Below are 20,142 nucleotides of genomic sequence, written 5' to 3'. Positions count from 1 at the left end.
CCCCGACAGTAAGCCTGTACCTAGGTACCAGATGCAAGCCCGAGTTGGAGTTCCTCGCCACTCAGTGGTGGTATGCAGGCCGTCGCCAGGCCGTCGGAGGTCCGACAAGGCCCACCAACGATGTAGCAGCGCCTGTAGCAACGATGACGGACGACGGCGCACGATCACGTGCCGACACAACCCGTCAAGTTTGACGGTTTCAGATCACCGGTACGTCCCCTCTCTGCGCTCCCGGCCGGAACTGTCGCACCCCCCGGCGGGCCAGGTAGGTGGCCCAGGTGCGGATCAACCGGCCACGGCGCAGGCGGCCCTCGGCAGAAGGAGGCGGGCGTCAGCGCCCGGCGGCGAGTTGCTGCCGGGCGAACCACTCGTTCATGCACACGTCCATCGCCCGAGTACGCAGTTGACGGGCGGTCGTGGCGGCGGAAGCGTCGTGACCGTAGTACGACGCGTACGCCCCGGACAGCACCCCTGCGGCGTCGAGACAGGTCAGCGCGGTCGCGCCGATGCCGAGGATGTCGGGGCTCAGCTGCAGGTGGGGCACCATCCGCGTGGAGGTGACTGCGTCGGCGAGCATCCATGGGGCGCTGTGCACCACGCCCGAAGTGTGCCGGTAGAGATTGGGCCGGTGCGGGAAGGACGTCTCGACCAGGCTGATCAGCTGCAGCTTCAGCGGCACCCGGCCATTGCGGTCGGAAAACTGTAGCCATGCAGGCCTGCCATGGGCCCCGGGCACCTCCGTGATCCCTGCACTCGCAATGCGATTGCGCAGGGCCTGCGAGCTCCGCTCCGCCTCAGTGAGCGCGTCAGGCGTCACCGGCAGCGACCCGGGGAGCGCCTTCGCCGCCTTAACCCGGGAGTCCACATCGTCGAGTAGGACAACCGCGCCACGCAACAGCCGCGTCTCGTAGTCGATCGTAGGGTCCAAGAGGTGGGCGGCCTTCGCGGCCGCCTCGCACACAACCCGCCCGACCGTCATGTGCGCGTACAGCGGGAGCTCGTCCGTAACGTCCAGCAACCGCTGGGCCGCCCACAGATGGTCCATGACGTTGACCGTGACAATTCGCGCGTACAGCATGACGTCCTGCCACAGCCGCCGCCGGTGAGCTCGCTGGGTGTGCCGCGGCGCCACGCGCCACGCGAGATTCTCCACCAAGTACGGGCAGCCCGGCTGCGGATCCTGGCCGTAGCGTTCCACCTCATCCTTGAGTGCGGCCCGTTCCAGACCCAGCGCGCGCACGGCTCGCCGAACGACGATCGGCACCGGGGTACCCGGATCAGTGGCGCGGGCAGTCATGTAGCGCACTGTAGACGTTCACTTCAGGCTCAACTCGTGGCAGCTTCGGTCTCACCTCGGAACATGAGTACCGGCCAGCCCGGTAGGGCTGTGTTGATCGCCTGTGCCAAGGTAATCCGACCGATATCCGCGGTCGATCGTGGCGGAGCACGGTGGCCAGATTCGTACGGCCTGCGAACTATGCACGAAGGCCAGCTCTCCCTCCTCGACTTCGCTCAGCACGATGACGTCGTAGATCTGCCCAGGCTACGTCTAGCTGCCGCTCCACGAGACAACCCATTCGGGCCGGACTGACGTCATCGGCTCCACACCCAACAGGGCAGCCTCGACCGCCTCCGCAGCGGCCCGCATCTCGGCCTGCTCGTGGCGGGCACCCAGCGGCCCGCACATCACCAGCACCAGGTCACGCTGAACGAAGGTCTGACTCGAATGACCCGTCCGCTGCCGGATCAGCGACCGGATCTGCCTCCGGAGCACGGTGAGCTGATCCCCGGGCACCCCACGCACCTCGGCGTAACCGTGCTCGCGCACCGCAGCGTAGACCAGCTGCGCCACGACCGGCACCCGCTGATCAACCGCGGGCGCGGCGAACAGGCGATCCATTAGCGCCAGACATCGCCGGCAGGTCGGCGCGAACGCCGGCTCCCGGTATCTGCTGAGCGCACCACCGTCGCCGCCGACCATCGCCGCCCAGACCCGTCCGCACATCGTCGTCCACGCCCAGACCGGATCCAGCAGCACCGCCCTGTCATAGTGACGCCGGATCGCCTCCCGATCACTGTTCGATGGATCGAAGTAGTAATCGGGGACGGCGCCACGACCTGGCTCCGGTGGCTCCTGTCGGCGCACGAGGTGCACCGCTTGACCGCCGCTGACCCCTACGAGAAGAAGAACCGACCCGCCTCCGCTGATGACGTTCGGACCATGAAGTCCATCAGGCATGCCAGCAGTATGCCTACATCTGTCCGCTCCCTCAGCGATGCCAGCAGAACGCAGGTCTCTTCGCTTTGGGTGACAATGCTGTCCACATGCGTCGGAGAGGAGTGGTCGCTGGTGATGGACGATGTGTCGTCGCCGCTCACGGAGCTTCTCGCCCTTGCTGTGAGCGGGACCGATGCTTATGTCGTGGGCGGCCTGGGCTTGTCGGTCGGCGGACCCGATCGCGAGACCGCTGCCCAGCTCCTGGCAGAGGACGCCATGGCTATTCGTTGTGGTGCTTCGCCCATACTCGAGCGGTGGCGGCAGCGTCGTGACGGCGGCCCAGCGGAGTCGGGCGTGCGTGCCGAGGCGGTGGCGATCTACGCGGGGATTGGATTCGGGCTGCCGGCCAAGCCGGCCAACGAGAATCACCTGCAGGGCCTCGTCGCAGAGCTGTTCTGGAACCGGCTCGTCCGCGAGCGCCGCATCTGCGCCGACGGACGCGAACTCGTTCACGCCCACTCGGTTAAGCCGGACCCCCTGGAGCCGGGTGGTGACGGGCTCGTCATCTACCGGGTCGAAAGCGACACCCTGGTGTTCCGCCTCTGGGAGATCAAGAAACACGAGGCCAACACGAAAGCCATCTCGGCGACGATCAAACGGGCGAGTCAGCAGCTGGTGAGCCGGGGCAAGGAGTACCTCGCCAAGCTGGCCGGTCCCGAAACCATCGCGCAGGGCGGTCCGCTCGGCGCGTTCTACGCCGAGCTCGTCGAGCTGTGGTTGGACCAGGACGAGCGCGCCGGCGTGGGTGTCACCGTTGGAACGTCCTCACAGCACGCACCGACCGGCCCGGGGGCGTTCGACGCCATCGCCGAGGCTTTCCCCGCCTTTAGCGGTCCCGGACAAGCAGAAGGCATAGTCGTGGCCGTACCGGACTTCCCGCAGTTCGCACTACGCGTAAGGGAGATCGTGTGGAGCGGGCTCTAGACCTGGAACTCTTGATCGCCGCCCTCGACGGGCGTACCAACCTGCCGACCGCGGACGAACTTCAGCAGCTCATGGCGCAGATGGAGGTGCAGCTCTTTCTGCAGACTTCGGAGTTGCCGGACCAGCTCCTCGACGCGGCGTGGTACCTGCACGGCATTGCGGCCGTCGCTCAAGCGCGAGATCGCTACACCCCGCAGCGGCAGCGACAGGCGTTCCTGGTCAGCGCTCATATCTTCGACTTGGCGCTCAACCAGCCCGACTGGTCCCACACTGAGCGCCTCTCCTTCGGCTTCGCCGCCGCTATCGGGTATCGCCGCGGTGGCCGGGACCCCAACGCCACCGCGATCATGAACAGGCTGCGCGATGACATCGCCACCGAGCCGCCCCTGCTCGACCATGTCGGCACGCTCGCGCTCGAAGCAGGCCTAGCCTTTCTTGGCTTCGAAACCAGAACACTGTTCCAATGGTTCGGCGCCTGGCGTCGTCAGCTCGACCTGATCGCTACCGCGTCCGAGCTGCCCGACCTCTCCACGACGGTCTTCGGACCGACACATCTCACGGTTCTGGGCGCCGACGACCTACTCGCATTCTTCGCCCGCGGCAACATCCGCCGCCTACAGCGAGGACGTGAGCGGCTCACCCGCGTCGCCATCGGCGCGGCTGGGCCCGGCGACCTCAACGCCCGCTGGGTTGCGGCTCACCTCCTCAACCTCTCCGACGAGGCCGAAGCAGGCTCGCTGTGGAACCCGAGTCTCCTGCCGCCGGACGTGCCGCAGCTCGTCCGACAGGCATTCACACTCGGCCGCCCCGCTGTCCTCACACTTTGGGAACCTCAACGGGACCTACTCGCCGGCCCACGCTCGCCGCTCGACCCCGATGTCCGACGCATGGTCCTGGCGGTACCGACCAGCGGAGGCAAGACCCTCCTGGGCCAGATCCTTTCCGTTGAGCACATCGCTCGAACCGCTACAAGCGTCTGCTACGTCGTGCCAACCCGCAGCCTCGGCCGCGAGGTGCGGCGCGCCATGGGCGACCGCCTCCGCATGCTCGAGCGCGAGACGCCACCGGAACCGTCCGACTTCCCGACCATCGAGGACCTTTTCGACTCCATCGAGAACCTCGACGACCCAGAAGTCGAAGTGATGACGCCGGAACGGCTCGCCCACCTCCTTCGGCACGACGCACCAGGAGTCCTCAACCGGTTCGGCATGTTCATCTTCGACGAGGCTCAGTTACTCAAGGAGAGCGGCCGCGGATTCATCCTCGAGTCCAACATCGCCATCCTCGACCACCTCACCCGAGAGACCGACCACCGTATCGTCCTCATCTCGGCCGCCATGGGCAACGCCGGCACCGTCGCGCAGTGGCTCAGCCCGGACGGCCAATCGCTGCGGTACGAATCTCAATGGCGAGGACCCCGACGCCTACACGCCGCCTTCACGGCGACGGCCCGCTGGGACACGACGCGCGTCGAGGAGAACACCCGCGCGACGACATGGCCCTACCGTCTCGTCACTGATGTCACCGGCCTCATCCGACTCCGGATGGCCAACGGCCATACGTCGCGACTTTTCATGAACGACACCGGATGGCAGCTGGTCCGCAAGTCGACGAGTAGCGCCCGGCGGCAGTATGGACTCCAGGTAGACGGTAGTCGATCAACGCAGCAGTACCGCATTGCGAGCGACATGATCACGGCCTTAGGGCATGCGGGCTCCGTCCTCATCGTGGCGAACACGCGCAGCCTTGCCCAGACCCTTGCTCGCGGCATCGCCGACGTCCGTGGTGAATACCCACCGGCCGCACCCCTCGTTGACTTCGTACGACTCCAACTCGGTGACGACCACCCGCTCGTCAACGTCCTGCGACGCGGCGTCGGCTTCCACCACGCCGGCCTTCCCATCGAGGTCCTCGAAGCCATCGAAAACGCCGTCCGCGACGACACGCTTCCTTTCTTGACCTGCACGTCGACGCTCACCGAAGGCGTGAACCTACCCGTACGAACGGTCATCATCTACGACCAGCAATACGCTGATCAGCCGGCCGACGCTCGCCTTCGCGGCGCCCGACTGGTCAACGCCATGGGGCGAGCCGGCCGCGCGGGAAGAGAGACCGAAGGTTGGATCGTCCTCGTCCGAGCCGCAGAGCCGACCGAGCAAGACTTCCACGACCTCAATCCAGACGCCGACGAACTCGCGGTCACATCCTGCATGACCACTGATGAGGCGCTGGAAGCCTTCGCCCAGTTCGAGGAGGCTCAGCAGGCGAACGAAGACGCGTTGTTCGAGGCCCCCGCCTCCGCAGAGTCAGCGCACTCTGTCGTAGACGACTTCATCAGCTTTGTCTGGACGTTCCTGGCCGTTGAAGAGGAGCGAGGCACCGATCCCAGCGATCTCGACATCGCGGTGATCGTTAACTCCACGCTCGCCGCCCTCCAATCGCCCGCCAGCCGGCAACGATGCCTATCCATCGCTGCATCCGTCCGCGCCGTCTACGCACGGACAGATCCGCAAGCACGCACCCGCTGGCGTCGAACCGGAACATCAGTCAGAACAGCGCGCACGCTCGACCGGCTAGGTCGAAACCTCGCTGACCAGCTGGTCGAACTCTCAAACGCGAACAAACTTGGCGACCTCACCGAACCGAAGTATGTGGCGCGCCTGCTACGGACGTTTATTGATCGGCTTCTTGAATTCTCCGAAGCGCCAAAGTGGGGGTTCCGTCAAAGCAAGCAGGGTGCCTCCATCGATGTCGCGGTCGCTGACCTTCTCACGCGATGGCTCGGGGGCGCGTCACTTCCGCGGCTGGCAGAGGAGTTTCTCGCAGCGGCCCCGAAGCCTGCCTGGCGAATCGAGCAGATGGTTGACGCCGTCACGACCCTCTTCGAGCACTACCTGGCCTGGACCCTCGGAGCACTCATCGAGCTGACCAACCTGCGCTTATCAGAGTTGGAGAACGAGCTGCGGCTCTGTCCTGATCTGGGAGCCTACGTGCGGTATGGCGTCGGCGACCCCGCCGCCCTCGTTTTGATGCGGTCGGGCGTCCGATCCCGCCGTCTGGCGCATGCCGTCAGCCGACAGCTCCCCGCCGACTTCGAACCAACCGTTGAGAATCTGCGAGCCTGGCTCGGAGGACAAGGCGTCGGCGAGTGGCGATCCGCGTATGCCGCCACAGCTCCGGAACTTCTCGACCTGCTCGACTTCACCCGCTTACGCCGACGAAGCCTATTGAAGGCGCTGCTCGAATCGGGTCAGGTCCACGTGGACCTGACCGGCCCGGTGGCACCGACTGGCGGTTTGCTGACCTTGGAGCCCAAGCGGGACGAGCCATCGCCAGCACCACTCTGCGTATATACCGATGAAAAAGTGGTAGCAACCACGGCCCCGCACGACCACGCCGACCTCGATGCGATCCTGAACACCGGACTCGAGATCGTGCTGACGATCGAAGAAAGCGACGGCGCGACACAGCTGACCATCACCGCAGCCATGCCGCCAGACACCGCCGACTGACGGTGCAACGAACGACCTCGGGGTCTCCGGGTGGGAGCCCCGCGTGGGGGCCCGGGCGCGGTGGAGAGCCGCCAAGGGCGCCATCCTGCACGGGGCTGGCCTGGTCCCGAAAACCGCCTCGGCCGCAGCGGAGACTCGGTGTCCCGCGCGGCGGCGTGACTGTCAGCGTTGTGCTGGATTCACCGTGCCAAGTGCTCCATGGATCAACGACGACGAGACGGTGACGTGCGGCGGCCGTCGATCCGAGGTCACGGTCCGGAGGTGATCATGAGGGGTCCCGGAGCGCGGGAGAGGGCGAACAGCCCGCGCCGGCAGCAGAGGTTCCACGGACAACTTGATGTTCGAGCTGCCGACCCGAGTCGCGTCGGCGCGCAGCTGCGGCGCTCGAGTGCCGCCGGCGTAGCACGGGTTGAAGGTGTCCGACAGGACGACGATCTTCATGCCCGGCCACAGGACGATCGGCAGGTTCGCCACGTTCGACAGATCGAGCGTCACGTGGCCGGAGAAGCCCGGGTCGATCCACCCTGCGGTCGAGTGGGTGAGGAGCCCCAGCCGGACGAGGCTGCTCTTCCCTTCGAGCCTGGCGGCGAGCCCGGTCACTGACCGACACCACCTCGAGCGTCGACCCCAGCACGAACTCGCCGGGGTGCAGCACGAACGGCTGCCCCTCCGGGACCACCACCTCGCTCGTCAGGTAGTCCTGCTGAACCGACGGGTCGATGTGCGTGTACAGGTGGTTGTTGAAGACCCGGAACCGGTTGTCCAGGCGCACGTCGACCGAGCTGGGCTGGATGAGCTCCGGCTCGAACGGGTCCAGGGCCAGCCCGCCAGCGGTGATCTCCGCGAACAGGCCCCGATCCGACAGTAGACTCACCGCGACCCCCCGACCGGCTGCCCGTGCCCGCGCTCCACCTCGTACACCTTCGCCGCCCAGCCGGGGGAAGGGCTTTCGCACACCTCGTACCGGCTGCGGTCCAGGATCGCGGTGTGCCGCCACGTGTCGCCGTGCCGGCCGACCAAGACCAGGCAGTTGGCGCACAGCTGCGCCGCGGACGCGGCGGCGGGACGGGTCTTCATGATGAGCCGGATCCTCCCGAGCGGGGACGCTTACGTCGCCTCGCTCGGGTCGGCACCCCAACGTCCCGAGCAGCGGGGACACCCGCCCTGCGCTGGCGGGTGGAGTGGCGCGGCTGCGACGCGCCACTGCGCTCGCTGGGGAAGGTGCTAACGGTCTGCCCGCCTCAGCACGTCGGCCTTACCCCGAAGCACCTGCGGCTGATTGACCACTTCATCGAAGGCCGCCACGCTTGATCAGTTCGCTTCCGTCCGTCCCGCCACGAGCGCGCCGGCGCGGTGGCTGAATGGTGTGCGGCAGCCGGAAAGGACACACGACCCCCATGACGATGCGATACAACCCACCGCCGAACTGGCCCCCGGCCCCGGCCGGCTGGACACCCCCGGCTGGCTGGACGCCGGACCCGGCATGGGGCCCTCCGCCTCCTGGGTGGCAGCTCTGGATCAACGAGGACATCCCGCTCCTCGGGGCCCGCGGCAAGGCGCGGGAGCTGGCCGCAGAGAACGCGCAGCTGCGAGACAAGCTCCATTCGTGGCATGCCGAGGCAACCAGGCTGCAGGGCCAGCTGGACCAGCGCCAGGGCGAGGTCACCCAGCTGCGAGCCGAGCGCGGCCGTCTGCAGTCCGAGATGCAACGGCTGGGGCAGATGGCCGCCATCGAGCTGGAGCAGTACCGCGACCGGCTGACGCAGCAGACAGCCGAGCTCGACCAGCGATTGGGCACGCTGAGCCGGCAGGTGGTCGTCACCGAGGAGACCGTGCTGCTGCAGGAGGTCGGGGTGTACGAGTACCGGCACCCGCTGACCGACGCCGTCGCCTACCAGGGCAAGCTCGCGACCGTCCAGGACCGGATCAAGGCCATGGCCATGAAGGACGGCGGCGCCGTCCAGGCGGACACCCGCGTGACCGTCTCCGGCTCGGAGGCCAAAGGACGGGCCATGATCCGGGACTACTCGAAGCTCGTCCTGCGCGCCTACAACGCCGAGGCCGACAACCTGGTCCGCGGCCTCAGGCCCTACAGGCTGGACGCGGCCATTGAGCGCCTGAACAAGGTGGCGGAAACGATCGCGCGTCTGGGCAAGACGATGGACATCCGGATTGCCAACGAGTACCACCGCCTGCGCAAGAAGGAGCTCGCGCTCACCGCGGACTACCTGGCGAAGGTTGCCGAGGAAAAGGAGCGGGAGCGGGAGGAGAAGGCGCGCCTGCGCGAGGAGCGAAAGGTCCAGCAGGAAATTGAGCGCGAGCGCGCGCGCCTGGAGAAGGAGCGGCAGCACTACGTCAACGCGCTCGCCGCCCTTCAGGCCAAGGGTGACGCCGAGGGCGTGGCCCAGATGGAGGAACGCCTCGCCGAGGTCGAGGCGGCGGCGGAGGCCGTGGACTATCGGGCCGCGAACGTCCGCGCCGGGTACGTCTACGTGATCTCCAACATCGGGGCGTTCGGCGAGGACATGGTGAAGATCGGCATGACCCGGCGGCTCGACCCGCTCGACCGGGTGCGGGAGCTCAGCGACGCCTCGGTGCCGTTCAACTTCGACGTGCATGCCCTGTTCTTCTCCGAGGACGCCGTCGGCATCGAGACCCAGATGCACACCCGCCTGGCGGACCGCCGCGTGAACCTCGTCAACCAGCGCCGCGAGTTCTTCCACGTCACCCCTCAGGAGACCAAGACGCACCTGCTCGCGCTGACCGGCAACCTCCTGCAGTACGACGAGGTGCCTGAGGCCCTGGAGTACCGGCAGAGCCTCACCAGCGCGCGGGTGGAGCCGGTGAGCAGCACCAGCAGCACGACAGCTGGCGACGGCCCCAACGCCTGACCGGCCAGCTTCCGTCCGGCCCGCCAGGCGCGGGCCGGCGCGGTGGATGACCGACGGCAACCAGCACCGAAAGCAGCTGCTCGCCGCGCCGCCAGCGGACAAGACCCTGGCGGCCGAGGGCCAGCCCGCTGCAGAGTGCTCATGGGAACGCCTGGCGGGGGAGAGGCGGAGGAGCCGTCACCCTCGCCGCCGGCGAGGGACCGGGCGTCGTCGTGTTCGAGATGTCGACCGCCGCCGCACAGGCCAACGCCCGGCTCCAGTAGCCGCCGCCCGTGCCCTGCCCGCCGACCGCGCGCTGGCGGGCAGGCGCGTTTCTACGGCTTCCCGAAGTAGCCCTCCTCCTCCCCGAGCAGCAGCGGCACGTCGTACACCGACATGTCCGGCCGCGGCCGCGCGTACCGCACCCGATGCCGCCAGCGCCCGTGCTCGAACGCGACGTCGGCGTCGATCTCCGCCACCACCGTCGGCTCCACCTGCACGTACCGCAGCGGCTCCGGCCGTTCCAGCTGCCCCGACCAGGACGCCGGCAGCGGCTCCGGCCACGGGTGCACCACGGCGGCGCGCCGGTGCTGCAGAGGGTGCAGCGGAGACAGCATCCCGGCGAGCTGCTCCCACTGGGCGCCGGTCAGCGGATGGGTTCGACCGGTGTACCGCAGCCGCCCCCTCCGATCGAACCGCCCGAGCAGCACGGTGACGGGGTTGCGGATGCTGCCGGTCACCCCGCCGACGATCGCCTCGGTCGCGAGCCTGGTCCGGAACTTCCACCAGCCGCGCCGGCCCGGCTCGTACCTGGAGCCCAGCCGCTTGGTGACCACGCCCTCGATGCCAGCCGCGACGGTCCAGTTCACCAGCCAGTCCGAGACCTGCTGCGTGTCGGTCGTCTGCGGGGTCAGGGTGAGCTGCGCCGGCGCGTCGACGAGCAGCCGCTCGAGCCGGGCCCGCCGCTCCGCCAGGGGCAGGTCCAGGATCACCTCGCCGCCGGCGTCGGCCAGGAGATCGAACAGCACGTAGTGGGCGGGGCACTCGTGGACGAGGCTGAGCAGCCCGCGGCCGGCGGTGACCCGCCGCTGGAGCAGCGCGAAGTTCGTGCGGCCGCGCTGCCACACGATCAGCTCACCATCGAGCACTACGCCGGGCGGGAGCATCCGGACGGCCCGGGTGATGTCCGGGAAGTAGGTGGTGAGGTTCCGACCGGCCCTCGATTGCAGGTAGACGCCGTCAGCCTCGCGGAAGGCGAGGCACCTCCACCCGTCCCACTTCGGCTCGTGGACCAGGCCCGGAGCGTCCGGCACGGCGTCTACCGGCGCGGCGAGCATCGGCGCTACCGGCCGGCGCAGCGCCGGTTCAGCCGCCGCGCTGGCCCGGCGCCGTGCCGGACTCACCGCCCGGGCCGGCCGTGAACATGCCTCACCTTCGTCATGGTGGGGGAGGGGAGAGCCGGTAAGGGCGAAGATCAACGAGGACGAATGCCCGGTGGCGCCTCGAACGCGGCGGGTAGAGGATCGCGGCGCGGACGACCTCGAAGCGCGGGAGGGCCAGGCCGAGCCAGCCGGGCCGCCGGGTCTGATCGTCTTCGAGGTGGGCACCGCGCGGCGGGTTACTCCAGGGCCGCGTTGAGGTTGGCGATGTAGTCGGGCTGGGGGATGTTGTAACGCGGCACTGCTGATCTCCTATCGTTCAGAGAGCCGCCAGCCGGAGTTCCAGCCGGGGGACCTGGTGGCGAGGACCGCGAACTCGAGTTCGAGTGTGCCCTCGGCCGCAGCCGGGGCAAGCATCGCGGTGGTGAAGATGCTGCCGTGCCAGACGGCGGCGAGGGTCTGGTTGAGGCCGGCCGGTTCTTGCGGCTCACGCTCGCCGCGCCGGATCTCGGTGGCGGCCGGCGGTCCCTGAGCGATCCCGACGTGGCGGGTGAGGAGTACAACGGTTGGTCATGACCACTCCCATCCCGTTGACCGTCCCACCGCCGAGCGCGCCGGTGCTCGTCCTTGATGCCACCGCATGGGCTGCGGCCCGCCCGGCAAGCTTCACCGGAGAACAGGCCCGCTCCTGGCTGATCCGCAACGGCACCACCAAGCAGCAGGCCGGCGACGAGTTTCTCCAGGTCCTCAACGCCCGCCGCGCCGCCGCCTCGGCCGGCACCTGTACCCGGCGGGAGGAGCCGTGAGCAGGATTGGCCGGCTGACCGGCGGTGACTGCTGGGGTAGCCCCAAGGACGCGATGATCGAAGCCGGTATGCCCCCCGACGAGCCGCACCACGGCCCTGGGGTCTACTTCATCGTTGAGTTCCCCGACCTGGTCAAGATCGGACACGCCTCCGATGTCCGCCGCCGCCTCGCTCAGCTCCAGACCGGCAACCCGGCCTACCTGCATCTGGCGCACGCCATTTACGAACCCGACACCGACCGGCGCCGTGCCATCGAAGCCGACCTGCAGCGCCGCTTCCGTCACCTGCACGCACGCGGCGAATGGTTCCACTGGACTGACGAGCTGTACGAGTACATCAACACTCTGTGCAACGAGGAGTGCTACCTGTGACCGACAGCTCGAACGCGACGTAGTCCGGCTCCTCGGTGACTGAGAAATCCACTGACATCCAGGCGAGAGGTCTCAGCGGGCGCCGGCGGCGTGTCGCTGGGCGGTACGTCGCTCATTCACGATAACGCAGTATTATCAGCCATCGAAGGCCAGTGCTGGCGTCGGACGTGAGGCGGATTAGTCTTTCCGACGGGCGGGTGGTTTCTGGAGGGCTCCGACTCAGGTGTGCCGGTCAGCTACGCAGTCAGCGTCGACGGGAAGACCAGGACGTCCGCCACGGTCCCCGTCGGCAGTCCGAGAGACCTGCCGGTCGGCGTGACGTGGCAGCCGGCGGCCGCGGTTACTCGTCGAGGTGGATGATGGCTGTCAGGGACGGGCGCGGTGGCGGCCTGGATACAGCCCAGCGTGTCATGACGCACGCAATGCCTCGCGGCGTCGGTAGCGCGTGCGGTCGGCCCCCAGCACCAACTACCTCTGGCGACTCGCGGATCGCGACCGGATCGGCACTCGGTGCATCACAGGGCGCGGTCCTGCCACCCCACGCCGGGTGCGGCGGACGCCCCGAACGGCGACGTGGAGGCGCTGACGGTAGCCCCGCCGTCGCCGGTTAGGCGTTTTGACCGGGTACTGCTGCCCTGGGTGGTACGCGCCCGGCGCCGCGGTCACCAGATCTGCTTGAGCACCCGCAAGATGTTGCCGCCGGTGACGGCCTGGATGTCGGCGTCGGAGTACCCCTGACGAACCAGCCAGCCGATGATGTTGGCCAGGCCCTCGGTGGGGTTCTCCACGCCGGCCACATATTCCACTGGTTCGAACGGCGCCACCAGCGGCGGGTCAGAGAAGCCAGGCGACTTCGCCAGCTCCCGGTGCAGCGCGACGTGGTCACCGTAGAGGGTGTCCGGCCCGAACGTGACGTGTTCGATCCCCATCAGGTCGACGCAGTACCGGAAGTGGTCCATCACCGAGTCGATGTCGTGCCGCGGGTGGTCCGGCGAGATGGTGGTGTGCGGCGCGGCCTCGATGCCGATCAGCCCTCCGCGCTCGGCGCAGGCGACCAGCACCTCGTCCGGCTTCATGCGGGAGGTGGGCCAGACGCTGCGGGCGCCGGCGTGCGTGATCAGCACCGGTGCGGACGACTCGGTGATGGTGTCCAGGCAGGTGCGGTCGCCGGAGTGCGAGATGTCGATCGCGATGCCGAGACGGTTCATCCGCTCCACCGCCCGGCGGCCGAACGCGGTCAGCCCACCGTCGTTACGCTCCTTGAGGCCGCCGCCGAGGGCGTTCGCCTCCGAGTAGGCGATCCCCATCTGCCGGATGCCCAGGCCGTACAGGATGTCGATGCGGTCCACCTGGTTCTCGATCGGGGTGGCCGCTTCCAGCGACAGGACGATGCCGATCGTCCCGTCCCGGTGCGCCCGCTCGATGTCGGCCAGGTCGTGCACGACATGGGCGTACGACTGCTTGGCCAGGTCGGCCAGCCGCATCCCGATGTCATAGATGGTGTCCTCCCAGCTCCACCCGGTGTGGCTGATGACGCATCCGGTGCCGTTCATCATGTTGTCGAAAACCGCGGTGAGCCCCGACGCGGCCAGACCCTCGTAGCTGGTGAACTGCCGCCCCGCTCGGTTGTACTCGCCCAGCCGGGTCATGTCGGCGGGGAAATTCTGCGGGTGCTCGTGCAGGCTGATCACGATGTTGTCGCGCAGCAACCGTGCGGCGCGTTCCGCCTGCCGCGGGTCGAGGCCCAGGTCGTACGGCGGCATCCGCCCGAACGTCGGGGCCAGTTCGATCTCCCGGTAGTCCACGCCGGGCCGCAGGTAGGAGAAAGCCCGGTAGCCTTCGTAGCTCATGACACCACCCGGCGGCGCAGGAAGTCGGCCACGATCATGGTCACCTCGGCCTCTCGTCCGTTGTAGAAGTGGTCGCAGTCCGGCACCACCACCGACTCGCACGGCCCCCCGGCCAGCTGCCGGAACTTCTCGCCGGGAAAGGTCGCCTCGGACTCGGCGTCGCCGCGAACGTACAACGCCGGGCAGGTGATCCGCGGCGCGTACGCCAGGATGTCGGGCACGGTGGTGATCCGGTCCAGGAAGCTGCGCGCGGTGATCACGTACCACCAGCCGGGCAGCAGCATCAGTTCGTCGCCGCGCCCGGCCGCCACCATCGCCTCGGCCCGCGCCCGCACCTCGGGCAGCCGGGGCCCGGCCAGCAGCCCCTCCCGCTGGGTGCGTGCCGGCCCACCCGCACCGGCCGAGAGCAGCACCAGCGCCGGGGTCTGCGGACGGGCGGCGACGTGCGGCGCGGCCATCATGCCGCCGTTGCTGTGTCCGATCACCACCGGCGCCGGATACCCGCGCGCGGCCAGCCAGTCGGCGGCGGTCGCGTGGTCGGCCAGCGCCTGCGCGGTGGTCTGGAAGGCGCCGCCCTCCATCCGTCCCTTGTCGCCGCGAACGCTGAGCACGTCGTGCGCGCGGCGATTGAAGGCCAGACACGCGAAGCCCATCGCGACCAGCGCGGGCGGCAGGAACCGGGGCGGCCCCACGTAGAAGTTCATCGTGTTGCCGTGGAAGAGGATCACCGCGCCCGCGGTGGCGCCACCGTCCGGCTCGTACAGGATGCCGTCCAGCGGGGCGGTATCGGTCGCGATCGACACCAGTTCGCCGCGCAGCACCTCCCGGATCCCGGTCACAGCGCGAACACGTGGATCAGGCCGGCCACCAGAGCGGCGCGGGCGACCGTCGGCTCGATCAGGATGTGCTCGCCGCGGGCGTGCGCGCCGTCGCCGACCGCGCCGATCCCGTCCAGCACCGGCAACTCCAGCGCAGCCAGGAAATTCGCATCGCTGCCGCCGCCCGCCGCGCACTCCCGGAGGTCCTCGCCGAGCCCGGCGGCGATCGTGCGGGCCAGGCCGTACATCGCCGCGATGCCCGGTGTCCGGGGCATCGGCGGGCGGTTCCAGCCGCCGGTCACCCGGATCGTCAGCTTCTCGTGCGCCGGGGTCAGCGCGGTCACCGCGGCCTCGATCCGGGCCGCCTCGGCGGGCGTGGTCACCCGGACGTCCAGCATCGCGCGGGCCTGCCCGGCGATCACATTGGTCCGCGAGCCGCCGGTGACCGTGCCGACGTTGAGGCTGGTGCCCCGGTCCAGGTCCTGCAACGACCGCAGGTGCAGGACGATCCGGGCGACCTCGTCGATGGCGCTGACGCCGCGCTCCGGGTCCAGGCCGGCGTGGGACTCCACGCCGTCCACCTCGATCCGGAAGATGCCGACGCCTTTGCGGGCGGTCTTGACCGCGCCGTCCACGCCCGGCTCCAGCACCAGCGCGGCGGTCACCCCATCGGCGGCGGCCTCCACCGTAGGCCGGGACGAGATGCTGCCCAGTTCCTCGTCGCCGTTGAGCACGATCCGCAGCGGCGGGCGGGTGAGGCCGACCGCGTCCAGTGCCCGGATCGCCCAGAGGCCCAGGATCAGGCCTGTCTTCATGTCGAAGATGCCGGGGCCGGTGGCGGCCGGCCCTGTCACCGCGTATGGCCACTCGGCGAGGGTCCCCGCTTTCCACACCGTATCGTAGTGGCAGAGCAGCAGCAGGCGCCGCGATCCGAGGCCGGAGAAGTCGGCGACCAGGGTGTCGCCGTACGTGCCACCGTCGTGCCGGGTCATCGACTCCGGATCGCCGAGGGTGGCGGTCAGTAGACCGGTGAGCCAGTCCAGCCCTCTGTCCAGGTGGGGCTTGCTGTCGCTGGGCGTTTCCAGGCGGACGTAGGTCTCGAGGTCGGCCAGTAGCGCATCAGTGTTCTCCACCAGCCACCGCAGGGCCTTGCCCAGGTCGGCTTCGGCGGCGCGATCGGTGCCCGGCAGATCCGTCATCACATCTGGCTCCCGCCGTTGACGCCGAGCATCTGCCCGGTCATGAAGTCACTCATCGCCGACGCCAGGAACACCGCCACCCCGGCCACGTCGGCGGGTCGGCCCATCCGCCGCAGCGGCAACTCGGCCGCCTTGGCCTGCTCGGCCGCCTCGTCCGGGAAGATGTCCTTGTTCATGTCCGTGACGATCGAGCCGGGCCCGATGGCATTGACCGTGATGCCGTGCGGTCCGGCCTCGGCGGCCAGTGACTTGGTCCAGCTCAGCAGGAATCCCTTGGTGCCCGCGTAGACGGCGCCGCGGTCCCAGGGGCGCAGGGCGAGCTGCGAAGACACGTTGATGATCTTGCCGTGGCCCTGCGCGATCATCCCCGGCAGCACCGCGTGGGTGACCCGCAGCGGCGCCCAGATGTTGAGGCCGATGTCGCTCGCCCACTGCTCCTCGGTGGAGTCGGTGAACGGGCCGACCGCCATCACGCCGGCGTTGTTGACCAGGATGTCGACCGAGCCGTACGCGGCCGCCGCCGAGGCCGCCAGCCGCCGCGCCGCGGCGCCGTCGGTTAGGTCGGCCCGCAGCGCCGTGGCCCGGTCCGGGTACTTGCCCGTCAGGTCGTCCACCGGGCTGCTGTGGTGATGCAGCACCACCGCAGCGCCCTCGTCCAGAAACGCGGCGGCGATCGCCTTGCCGAAACCCTTGCCCGCGCCGGTGACCAGCGCCGTACGGCCCGCCAGCAGGCCGCTCACCGCAGCGCCTCCGCCTTGAGCAGGCCAGCCAGCTCGTCCACGGTGCTCAACCAGCCCACCGACGCCTCGATCTGGCGCAGGCCCATCCGGTGGAACTCGTCGCCGTTCATGCTGCCGCAGCAGTCCTGGAGCAGCACCACGCCGAAGTCCCGCGCCTGGGCGTCGAACGAGGTGTGCAGCACGCAGTTGTTGGTGTTCACCCCGGCGATCACCAGGGTGCGGACGCCCAGCTCGCGCAGCACCAGTTCCAGCTCGGTGGAATAGAAGCCGCTGTACCGGAACTTCACGATGACCGGCTCGGCCGGCAGCGGCTCGGTGGCCGGCATGAACTCCGCGTACGGGCTGCCCTCGACGCACCTGCCGTCCTGGCGCAGGAAGCCGGCGCCCACGATCGGTTTGCCGTTCTGCCAGGCCATGAACGGGTTCCGGTGCTGCCGCGGTGCGTCCAGCCCGGCCGCCTTCTTCCAGGTCGCCACGTGCACCACCGGCATCCCGGCGGCGCGCGCCACCGTCAGGGCCTCTCCGGTCCGGGCGGTGACCGCCCGGGCGGCATCCGGTGGAAGCGTGTGGTATCCGACGCCGTCGACGTCCAGGTGTCGTCGTTGCATGTCGATGACGAGCAGGGCGGTGTCACGCGCGGTGATGCGGTCGGCCACGTCGGGCGGTAGTGCCACGTGCGGCTCCTCTCAGTTCACGCCGGGCAGCACCCGGTCGGCGGCGTGCAGGATGGCCTTCGTGACGGGCCCTGACAGGTCCGCCGACGCGAGGAACGCCACCGGGTCCTCGTCGGCCATGTCGAACGGGTAGTCGCTGCCCACCACGAGCCGGTCGAAGCCGACGATCTCGCCGACGTGCCGCAGCACCGCCGGGTCGAACACGACCGAGTCGTAGTGGAACCGGCGCAGGCCCTCCCGCGGCCCGCCGGGCGTCGCGTCGAACTCCGCCCGATGCCGGTAGCCGTGCTCCAGGCGACCGACGAGGTGCGGCAGCGCCCCGCCGCCATGCGCCAGCACCACGGTCACCCCGGGGTGCCGGTCGAGCAGGCCACCGAAGAGCAGTTGTGCGCCGGTCAGCGCGGTCTCGGTCGGGTTGCCCACCAGGTTGCGCAGGTGGAAGCGGGACATCCGGTCAGCGCCGGAGACGAAATGCGGGTGGATGAAGACCGGGACGCCCAGGTCGGCGGCGGCCGCCCAGAACGGTTCCAGGTCCGGCGTGTCCAGCGGCGCGCCGGCGACGCTGGTGAGCACCTCGACGCCGGCCAGGCCCAGACCGCGTACGGCGTGCTCCAGTTCCGCGGCGGCCACGTCGCCACCTGCTTGCAGCGGCACCACGGCGAACCCGATCAGATGGTCCGGGTGGGCGTGCATGGCCGCCGCCATGCCGTCGTTGACCCGGCGCGACCAGTCCACCCCCGCGTCCGGCGGCAACTCGTAGAGGACGGTGAACGGCGGAGCGAGCAGGATCCGGCGGTCCAGACCCTGCCGCTTCGCGTCGGCGACCTGCTGCCCGGCATCCAGCAGCGCCTCGGGCACCCGGACCCTGTGCCCGGACACGTGCAGGACCACTTCTCCCGCCGCGGCCGGATCCGACGACACCGGCGAGCCCGGTCCCGTGGCCGACGGCGGGAAGTAGTGACTGTGCAGGTCAACGATCATGGCTAGGCCGGGATGACCGGGAGCAGCAGATAGGACTCCTGCCCGGTGCCGAAGTGCAGGGTGTTGGTCCCGCCGAAGACGGCCGGCGGGCGGTCCCGTTCGTCGTCGTGGCGGAACGGGCCGATGCCGCGCAGCGGATACCGGGCGCCCGGCGTCGGCTCGGCGCCGTTGTCGTAGTCCCGGCCCCGCAGCATCAGGCCGATCCGGCAGCCGGCCGGGATCACCAGGCAGGTCGGCCAGATCTCGATGTCCAGTTCCACCGGTTCGCCCGGGGTCAGTGGCTGCGCCTCGTCGTGGCTGTGGAAGGGCCGGTAGGGATGCGTGCGCTCCGGATCGAGCTTGCGGTGCGAAGCGCGCAGCCAGCCCAGCCCGATCGGGGTCTTCGGGTCGTTCGAGCCCTGGAAGGCTATCTCGTTGCCGTCCGGGTCGAAGACCTGGAGGCAGGCGAAGACGTCGGCGTCGGCGGTGTCCGAGGAGAGGAACACCTTGGCCGCCACCGGACCGGTGATCTCGGTCTGGTCGGCCAGCGGCGCGCTCAGGAAGGTGATTCCGTCACCGGTCGTCTCGTACGCGACGGCGTCACCGGGCGTGAACTCGCCACCCAGGCTGCGGTCCCCGGCGTTGAGGTACAACTTCGTCCACCGGGTCCGGGCCAGCGGCCATTCCTGCTCACCGCGGTCGACGAAGACCTCGCCGGGATGCCGCACCCGCAGTGCCACCGGTGGCTGCTTCTCCCACCCGGTGTCCTCGCCCTTGAGGAAGTGCCCGAAGAACCGCTTCTGCAGGGCGACGCCGTAGTCGGTGTAGAACCCGGACGAGTGCGTGTCGCCGTGCATCTCCAGCCACTTCTGCGGCGACGCGGCGCCCAGATAGCCCTCGATGTTGCCACGCGGGTGCAGGCCCTGCCCGCCCCAGTTGCCGCAGGACAGGAACGGCGTGACCACCTTGGACAGCTCAGCCGTCCGGTCGGTGGAGAAGGAGTCCAGCAGCGGGTGCTCGAGCGCCGTCTCGTACGGGTCGACCCGGTTCTTCTCGAGTTCCTCGGCGGGAAGCGTTTCCGAGCCGGCGATCAGGTCACCGGTCACCCGGCTCACCGTGCCGTTCTCGCCCAAGCCGTACTGCACCTGCTTGATCAGGCCCTGGAACCAGCCACCGAGGAAGCGGCTCAGGATGCCGCCGTGCCGAGTGAACTCCCGGTAGAAATCGGCGGCGCCCTCCTGCACCAGCATCGCGGTCAGGTGCGGCGGCTGGAGCGCGGCCACGTGCCACTGATTCATCGCGTAGTACGAGATGCCGCTGAGCCCTACCTTGCCGTTCGACCAGGGCTGCACGCCCGCCCACTCGATGCACTCGTAGAAGTCCCGCGTCTCTCGCGGCGACCACGGGTCCAGCACGCCGGGAGAGCGGCCGGCACCGCGGGAGTCCACCCGGACGCAGACATATCCGTCCGGCACCCACTTCTCCGGGTCCACCGTCTCCCAGTTGGCGTACTTGTTCGACGTGCCCTCGGCCACCTCCGGCCAGTCCCTGACCAACTTGTCCCAGTTGAACTTCCAGCCCTCCTGGAAGGCCAGACCCTTGGCGTACGGCCCCATCGTCATCAGGACCGGATAGTGGCCCTCGGCCACCGGCGCGAAGACGTCGGCGTAGAGCACCAGACCGTCGTCCATCTCGATCGGTACGTCGAAGCTGATTCGCATCCCGTCCTGCACGACGGTCTTCATGCTGTCCACCCTCGTC

Annotated in this window: 16 protein-coding genes and 1 pseudogene; 5 read left to right on the top strand and 12 right to left on the bottom strand. The window is 69.0% G+C overall.

All coding sequences use genetic code 11. The features are described 5' to 3' along the window. Positions 1 to 331 precede the first annotated feature (331 nt). Both OG990_RS10580 and OG990_RS10575 read right to left on the bottom strand, forming a co-directional pair. A complete protein-coding gene (locus OG990_RS10580; protein ID WP_406080146.1) occupies positions 332 to 1,297 on the bottom strand; it encodes a hypothetical protein in 966 nt (321 codons plus the stop codon). Between the two features lie 252 nt (positions 1,298 to 1,549). Continuing rightward, on the bottom strand, positions 1,550 to 2,038 hold the full coding sequence (locus OG990_RS10575; RefSeq protein WP_406080145.1) for a hypothetical protein: 489 nt from the start codon (positions 2,036 to 2,038) through the stop codon (positions 1,550 to 1,552). A 312-nt stretch (positions 2,039 to 2,350) separates the two neighbouring features. Between OG990_RS10575 and OG990_RS10570 the strand changes: the two genes are divergently transcribed. Beyond that, positions 2,351 to 3,202 (top strand): hypothetical protein, encoded by an 852-nt coding sequence (locus OG990_RS10570; protein ID WP_406080143.1) that lies wholly within the window; start codon positions 2,351 to 2,353, stop codon positions 3,200 to 3,202. Next, on the top strand, positions 3,187 to 6,714 hold the full coding sequence (locus tag OG990_RS10565) for a DEAD/DEAH box helicase (RefSeq protein WP_406080141.1): 3,528 nt from the start codon (positions 3,187 to 3,189) through the stop codon (positions 6,712 to 6,714). Before OG990_RS10570 ends, OG990_RS10565 begins: the two co-directional genes overlap by 16 nt. Before the next feature lie 432 nt (positions 6,715 to 7,146). Here OG990_RS10565 and dcd read toward each other — a convergent pair. Together dcd and OG990_RS10555 are read right to left on the bottom strand one after the other, a co-directional pair. Further along, positions 7,147 to 7,588 (bottom strand): annotated as a pseudogene (dcd, locus tag OG990_RS10560) (dCTP deaminase); the annotation flags it as partial. Further along, positions 7,585 to 7,791, bottom strand: a complete 207-nt coding sequence (locus OG990_RS10555; RefSeq protein WP_406080140.1) for a hypothetical protein — start codon at positions 7,789 to 7,791, stop codon at positions 7,585 to 7,587. The pseudogene dcd and the gene OG990_RS10555, both read right to left, overlap by 4 nt. A 284-nt stretch (positions 7,792 to 8,075) precedes the next feature. Here OG990_RS10555 and OG990_RS10550 point away from each other — a divergent pair, with 284 nt between their 5' ends. Further along, on the top strand, positions 8,076 to 9,605 hold the full coding sequence (locus OG990_RS10550; protein ID WP_406080138.1) for a DUF4041 domain-containing protein: 1,530 nt from the start codon (positions 8,076 to 8,078) through the stop codon (positions 9,603 to 9,605). Positions 9,606 to 9,919: 314 nt separating this feature from the next. On the opposite strand, the gene OG990_RS10545 is transcribed toward OG990_RS10550, so the two are convergent. Next, positions 9,920 to 10,987 carry an ATP-dependent DNA ligase gene (locus OG990_RS10545; protein WP_406080137.1) on the bottom strand — a complete coding sequence of 356 codons (1,068 nt, stop codon included), beginning with the start codon at positions 10,985 to 10,987 and terminating at the stop codon, positions 9,920 to 9,922. A 548-nt stretch (positions 10,988 to 11,535) separates the two neighbouring features. Between OG990_RS10545 and OG990_RS10540 the strand changes: the two genes are divergently transcribed. Together OG990_RS10540 and OG990_RS10535 are read left to right on the top strand one after the other, a co-directional pair. Continuing rightward, positions 11,536 to 11,769, top strand: a complete 234-nt coding sequence (locus OG990_RS10540) for a hypothetical protein (RefSeq protein WP_406080135.1) — start codon at positions 11,536 to 11,538, stop codon at positions 11,767 to 11,769. Next, positions 11,766 to 12,140 carry a GIY-YIG nuclease family protein gene (locus OG990_RS10535; protein ID WP_406080133.1) on the top strand — a complete coding sequence of 125 codons (375 nt, stop codon included), beginning with the start codon at positions 11,766 to 11,768 and terminating at the stop codon, positions 12,138 to 12,140. Before OG990_RS10540 ends, OG990_RS10535 begins: the two co-directional genes overlap by 4 nt. 662 nt (positions 12,141 to 12,802) lie before the next feature. On the opposite strand, the gene OG990_RS10530 is transcribed toward OG990_RS10535, so the two are convergent. Genes OG990_RS10530 through OG990_RS10500 form a run of 7 tightly spaced genes read right to left on the bottom strand, consistent with a single transcriptional unit; the run spans position 12,803 to position 20,126 of the window. Continuing rightward, a complete protein-coding gene (locus OG990_RS10530) occupies positions 12,803 to 13,990 on the bottom strand; it encodes a dipeptidase (protein WP_406080132.1) in 1,188 nt (395 codons plus the stop codon). Next, positions 13,987 to 14,829, bottom strand: coding sequence for an alpha/beta hydrolase family protein (locus OG990_RS10525; RefSeq protein WP_406080130.1), 843 nt, complete (start codon positions 14,827 to 14,829; stop codon positions 13,987 to 13,989). Before OG990_RS10525 ends, OG990_RS10530 begins: the two co-directional genes overlap by 4 nt. Continuing rightward, positions 14,826 to 16,007, bottom strand: coding sequence for a M20 family metallopeptidase (locus OG990_RS10520; protein ID WP_406080128.1), 1,182 nt, complete (start codon positions 16,005 to 16,007; stop codon positions 14,826 to 14,828). The genes OG990_RS10525 and OG990_RS10520 overlap by 4 nt, the downstream gene beginning before the upstream one ends. After that, a complete protein-coding gene (locus tag OG990_RS10515; protein ID WP_406080127.1) occupies positions 16,007 to 16,747 on the bottom strand; it encodes an SDR family NAD(P)-dependent oxidoreductase in 741 nt (246 codons plus the stop codon). The genes OG990_RS10520 and OG990_RS10515 overlap by 1 nt, the downstream gene beginning before the upstream one ends. Then, complete coding sequence (locus tag OG990_RS10510) at positions 16,744 to 17,421, bottom strand: cysteine hydrolase family protein (RefSeq protein ID WP_406080126.1); 678 nt, start codon at positions 17,419 to 17,421, stop codon at positions 16,744 to 16,746. The genes OG990_RS10515 and OG990_RS10510 overlap by 4 nt, the downstream gene beginning before the upstream one ends. Before the next feature lie 12 nt (positions 17,422 to 17,433). Then, positions 17,434 to 18,402, bottom strand: coding sequence for an amidohydrolase family protein (locus OG990_RS10505; RefSeq protein WP_406080125.1), 969 nt, complete (start codon positions 18,400 to 18,402; stop codon positions 17,434 to 17,436). 2 nt (positions 18,403 to 18,404) lie between these two features. Then, positions 18,405 to 20,126 carry a CocE/NonD family hydrolase gene (locus tag OG990_RS10500; RefSeq protein ID WP_406081713.1) on the bottom strand — a complete coding sequence of 574 codons (1,722 nt, stop codon included), beginning with the start codon at positions 20,124 to 20,126 and terminating at the stop codon, positions 18,405 to 18,407. Positions 20,127 to 20,142: the final 16 nt, after the last annotated feature.

Source organism: Micromonospora sp. NBC_00858 (assembly GCF_045207365.1).
In the GTDB taxonomy this organism is placed as follows: domain Bacteria; phylum Actinomycetota; class Actinomycetes; order Mycobacteriales; family Micromonosporaceae; genus Micromonospora.
This window is presented reverse-complemented; position numbering and strand designations above follow the sequence as displayed.

Bases quoted from the DNA above. Each gene is read 5' to 3' on its own strand.
- OG990_RS10580 (WP_406080146.1), bottom strand. From the start codon at position 1,297: ATGACTGCCCGCGCCACTGATCCGGGTACCCCGGTGCCGATCGTCGTT.
- OG990_RS10555 (WP_406080140.1), bottom strand. From the start codon at position 7,791: ATGAAGACCCGTCCCGCCGCCGCGTCCGCGGCGCAGCTGTGCGCCAAC.
- OG990_RS10550 (WP_406080138.1), top strand. From the start codon at position 8,076: ATGGTGTGCGGCAGCCGGAAAGGACACACGACCCCCATGACGATGCGA.
- OG990_RS10540 (WP_406080135.1), top strand. From the start codon at position 11,536: ATGACCACTCCCATCCCGTTGACCGTCCCACCGCCGAGCGCGCCGGTG.
- OG990_RS10530 (WP_406080132.1), bottom strand. From the start codon at position 13,990: ATGAGCTACGAAGGCTACCGGGCTTTCTCCTACCTGCGGCCCGGCGTG.
- OG990_RS10520 (WP_406080128.1), bottom strand. From the start codon at position 16,007: ATGACGGATCTGCCGGGCACCGATCGCGCCGCCGAAGCCGACCTGGGC.
- OG990_RS10505 (WP_406080125.1), bottom strand. From the start codon at position 18,402: ATGATCGTTGACCTGCACAGTCACTACTTCCCGCCGTCGGCCACGGGA.
- OG990_RS10500 (WP_406081713.1), bottom strand. From the start codon at position 20,126: ATGAAGACCGTCGTGCAGGACGGGATGCGAATCAGCTTCGACGTACCG.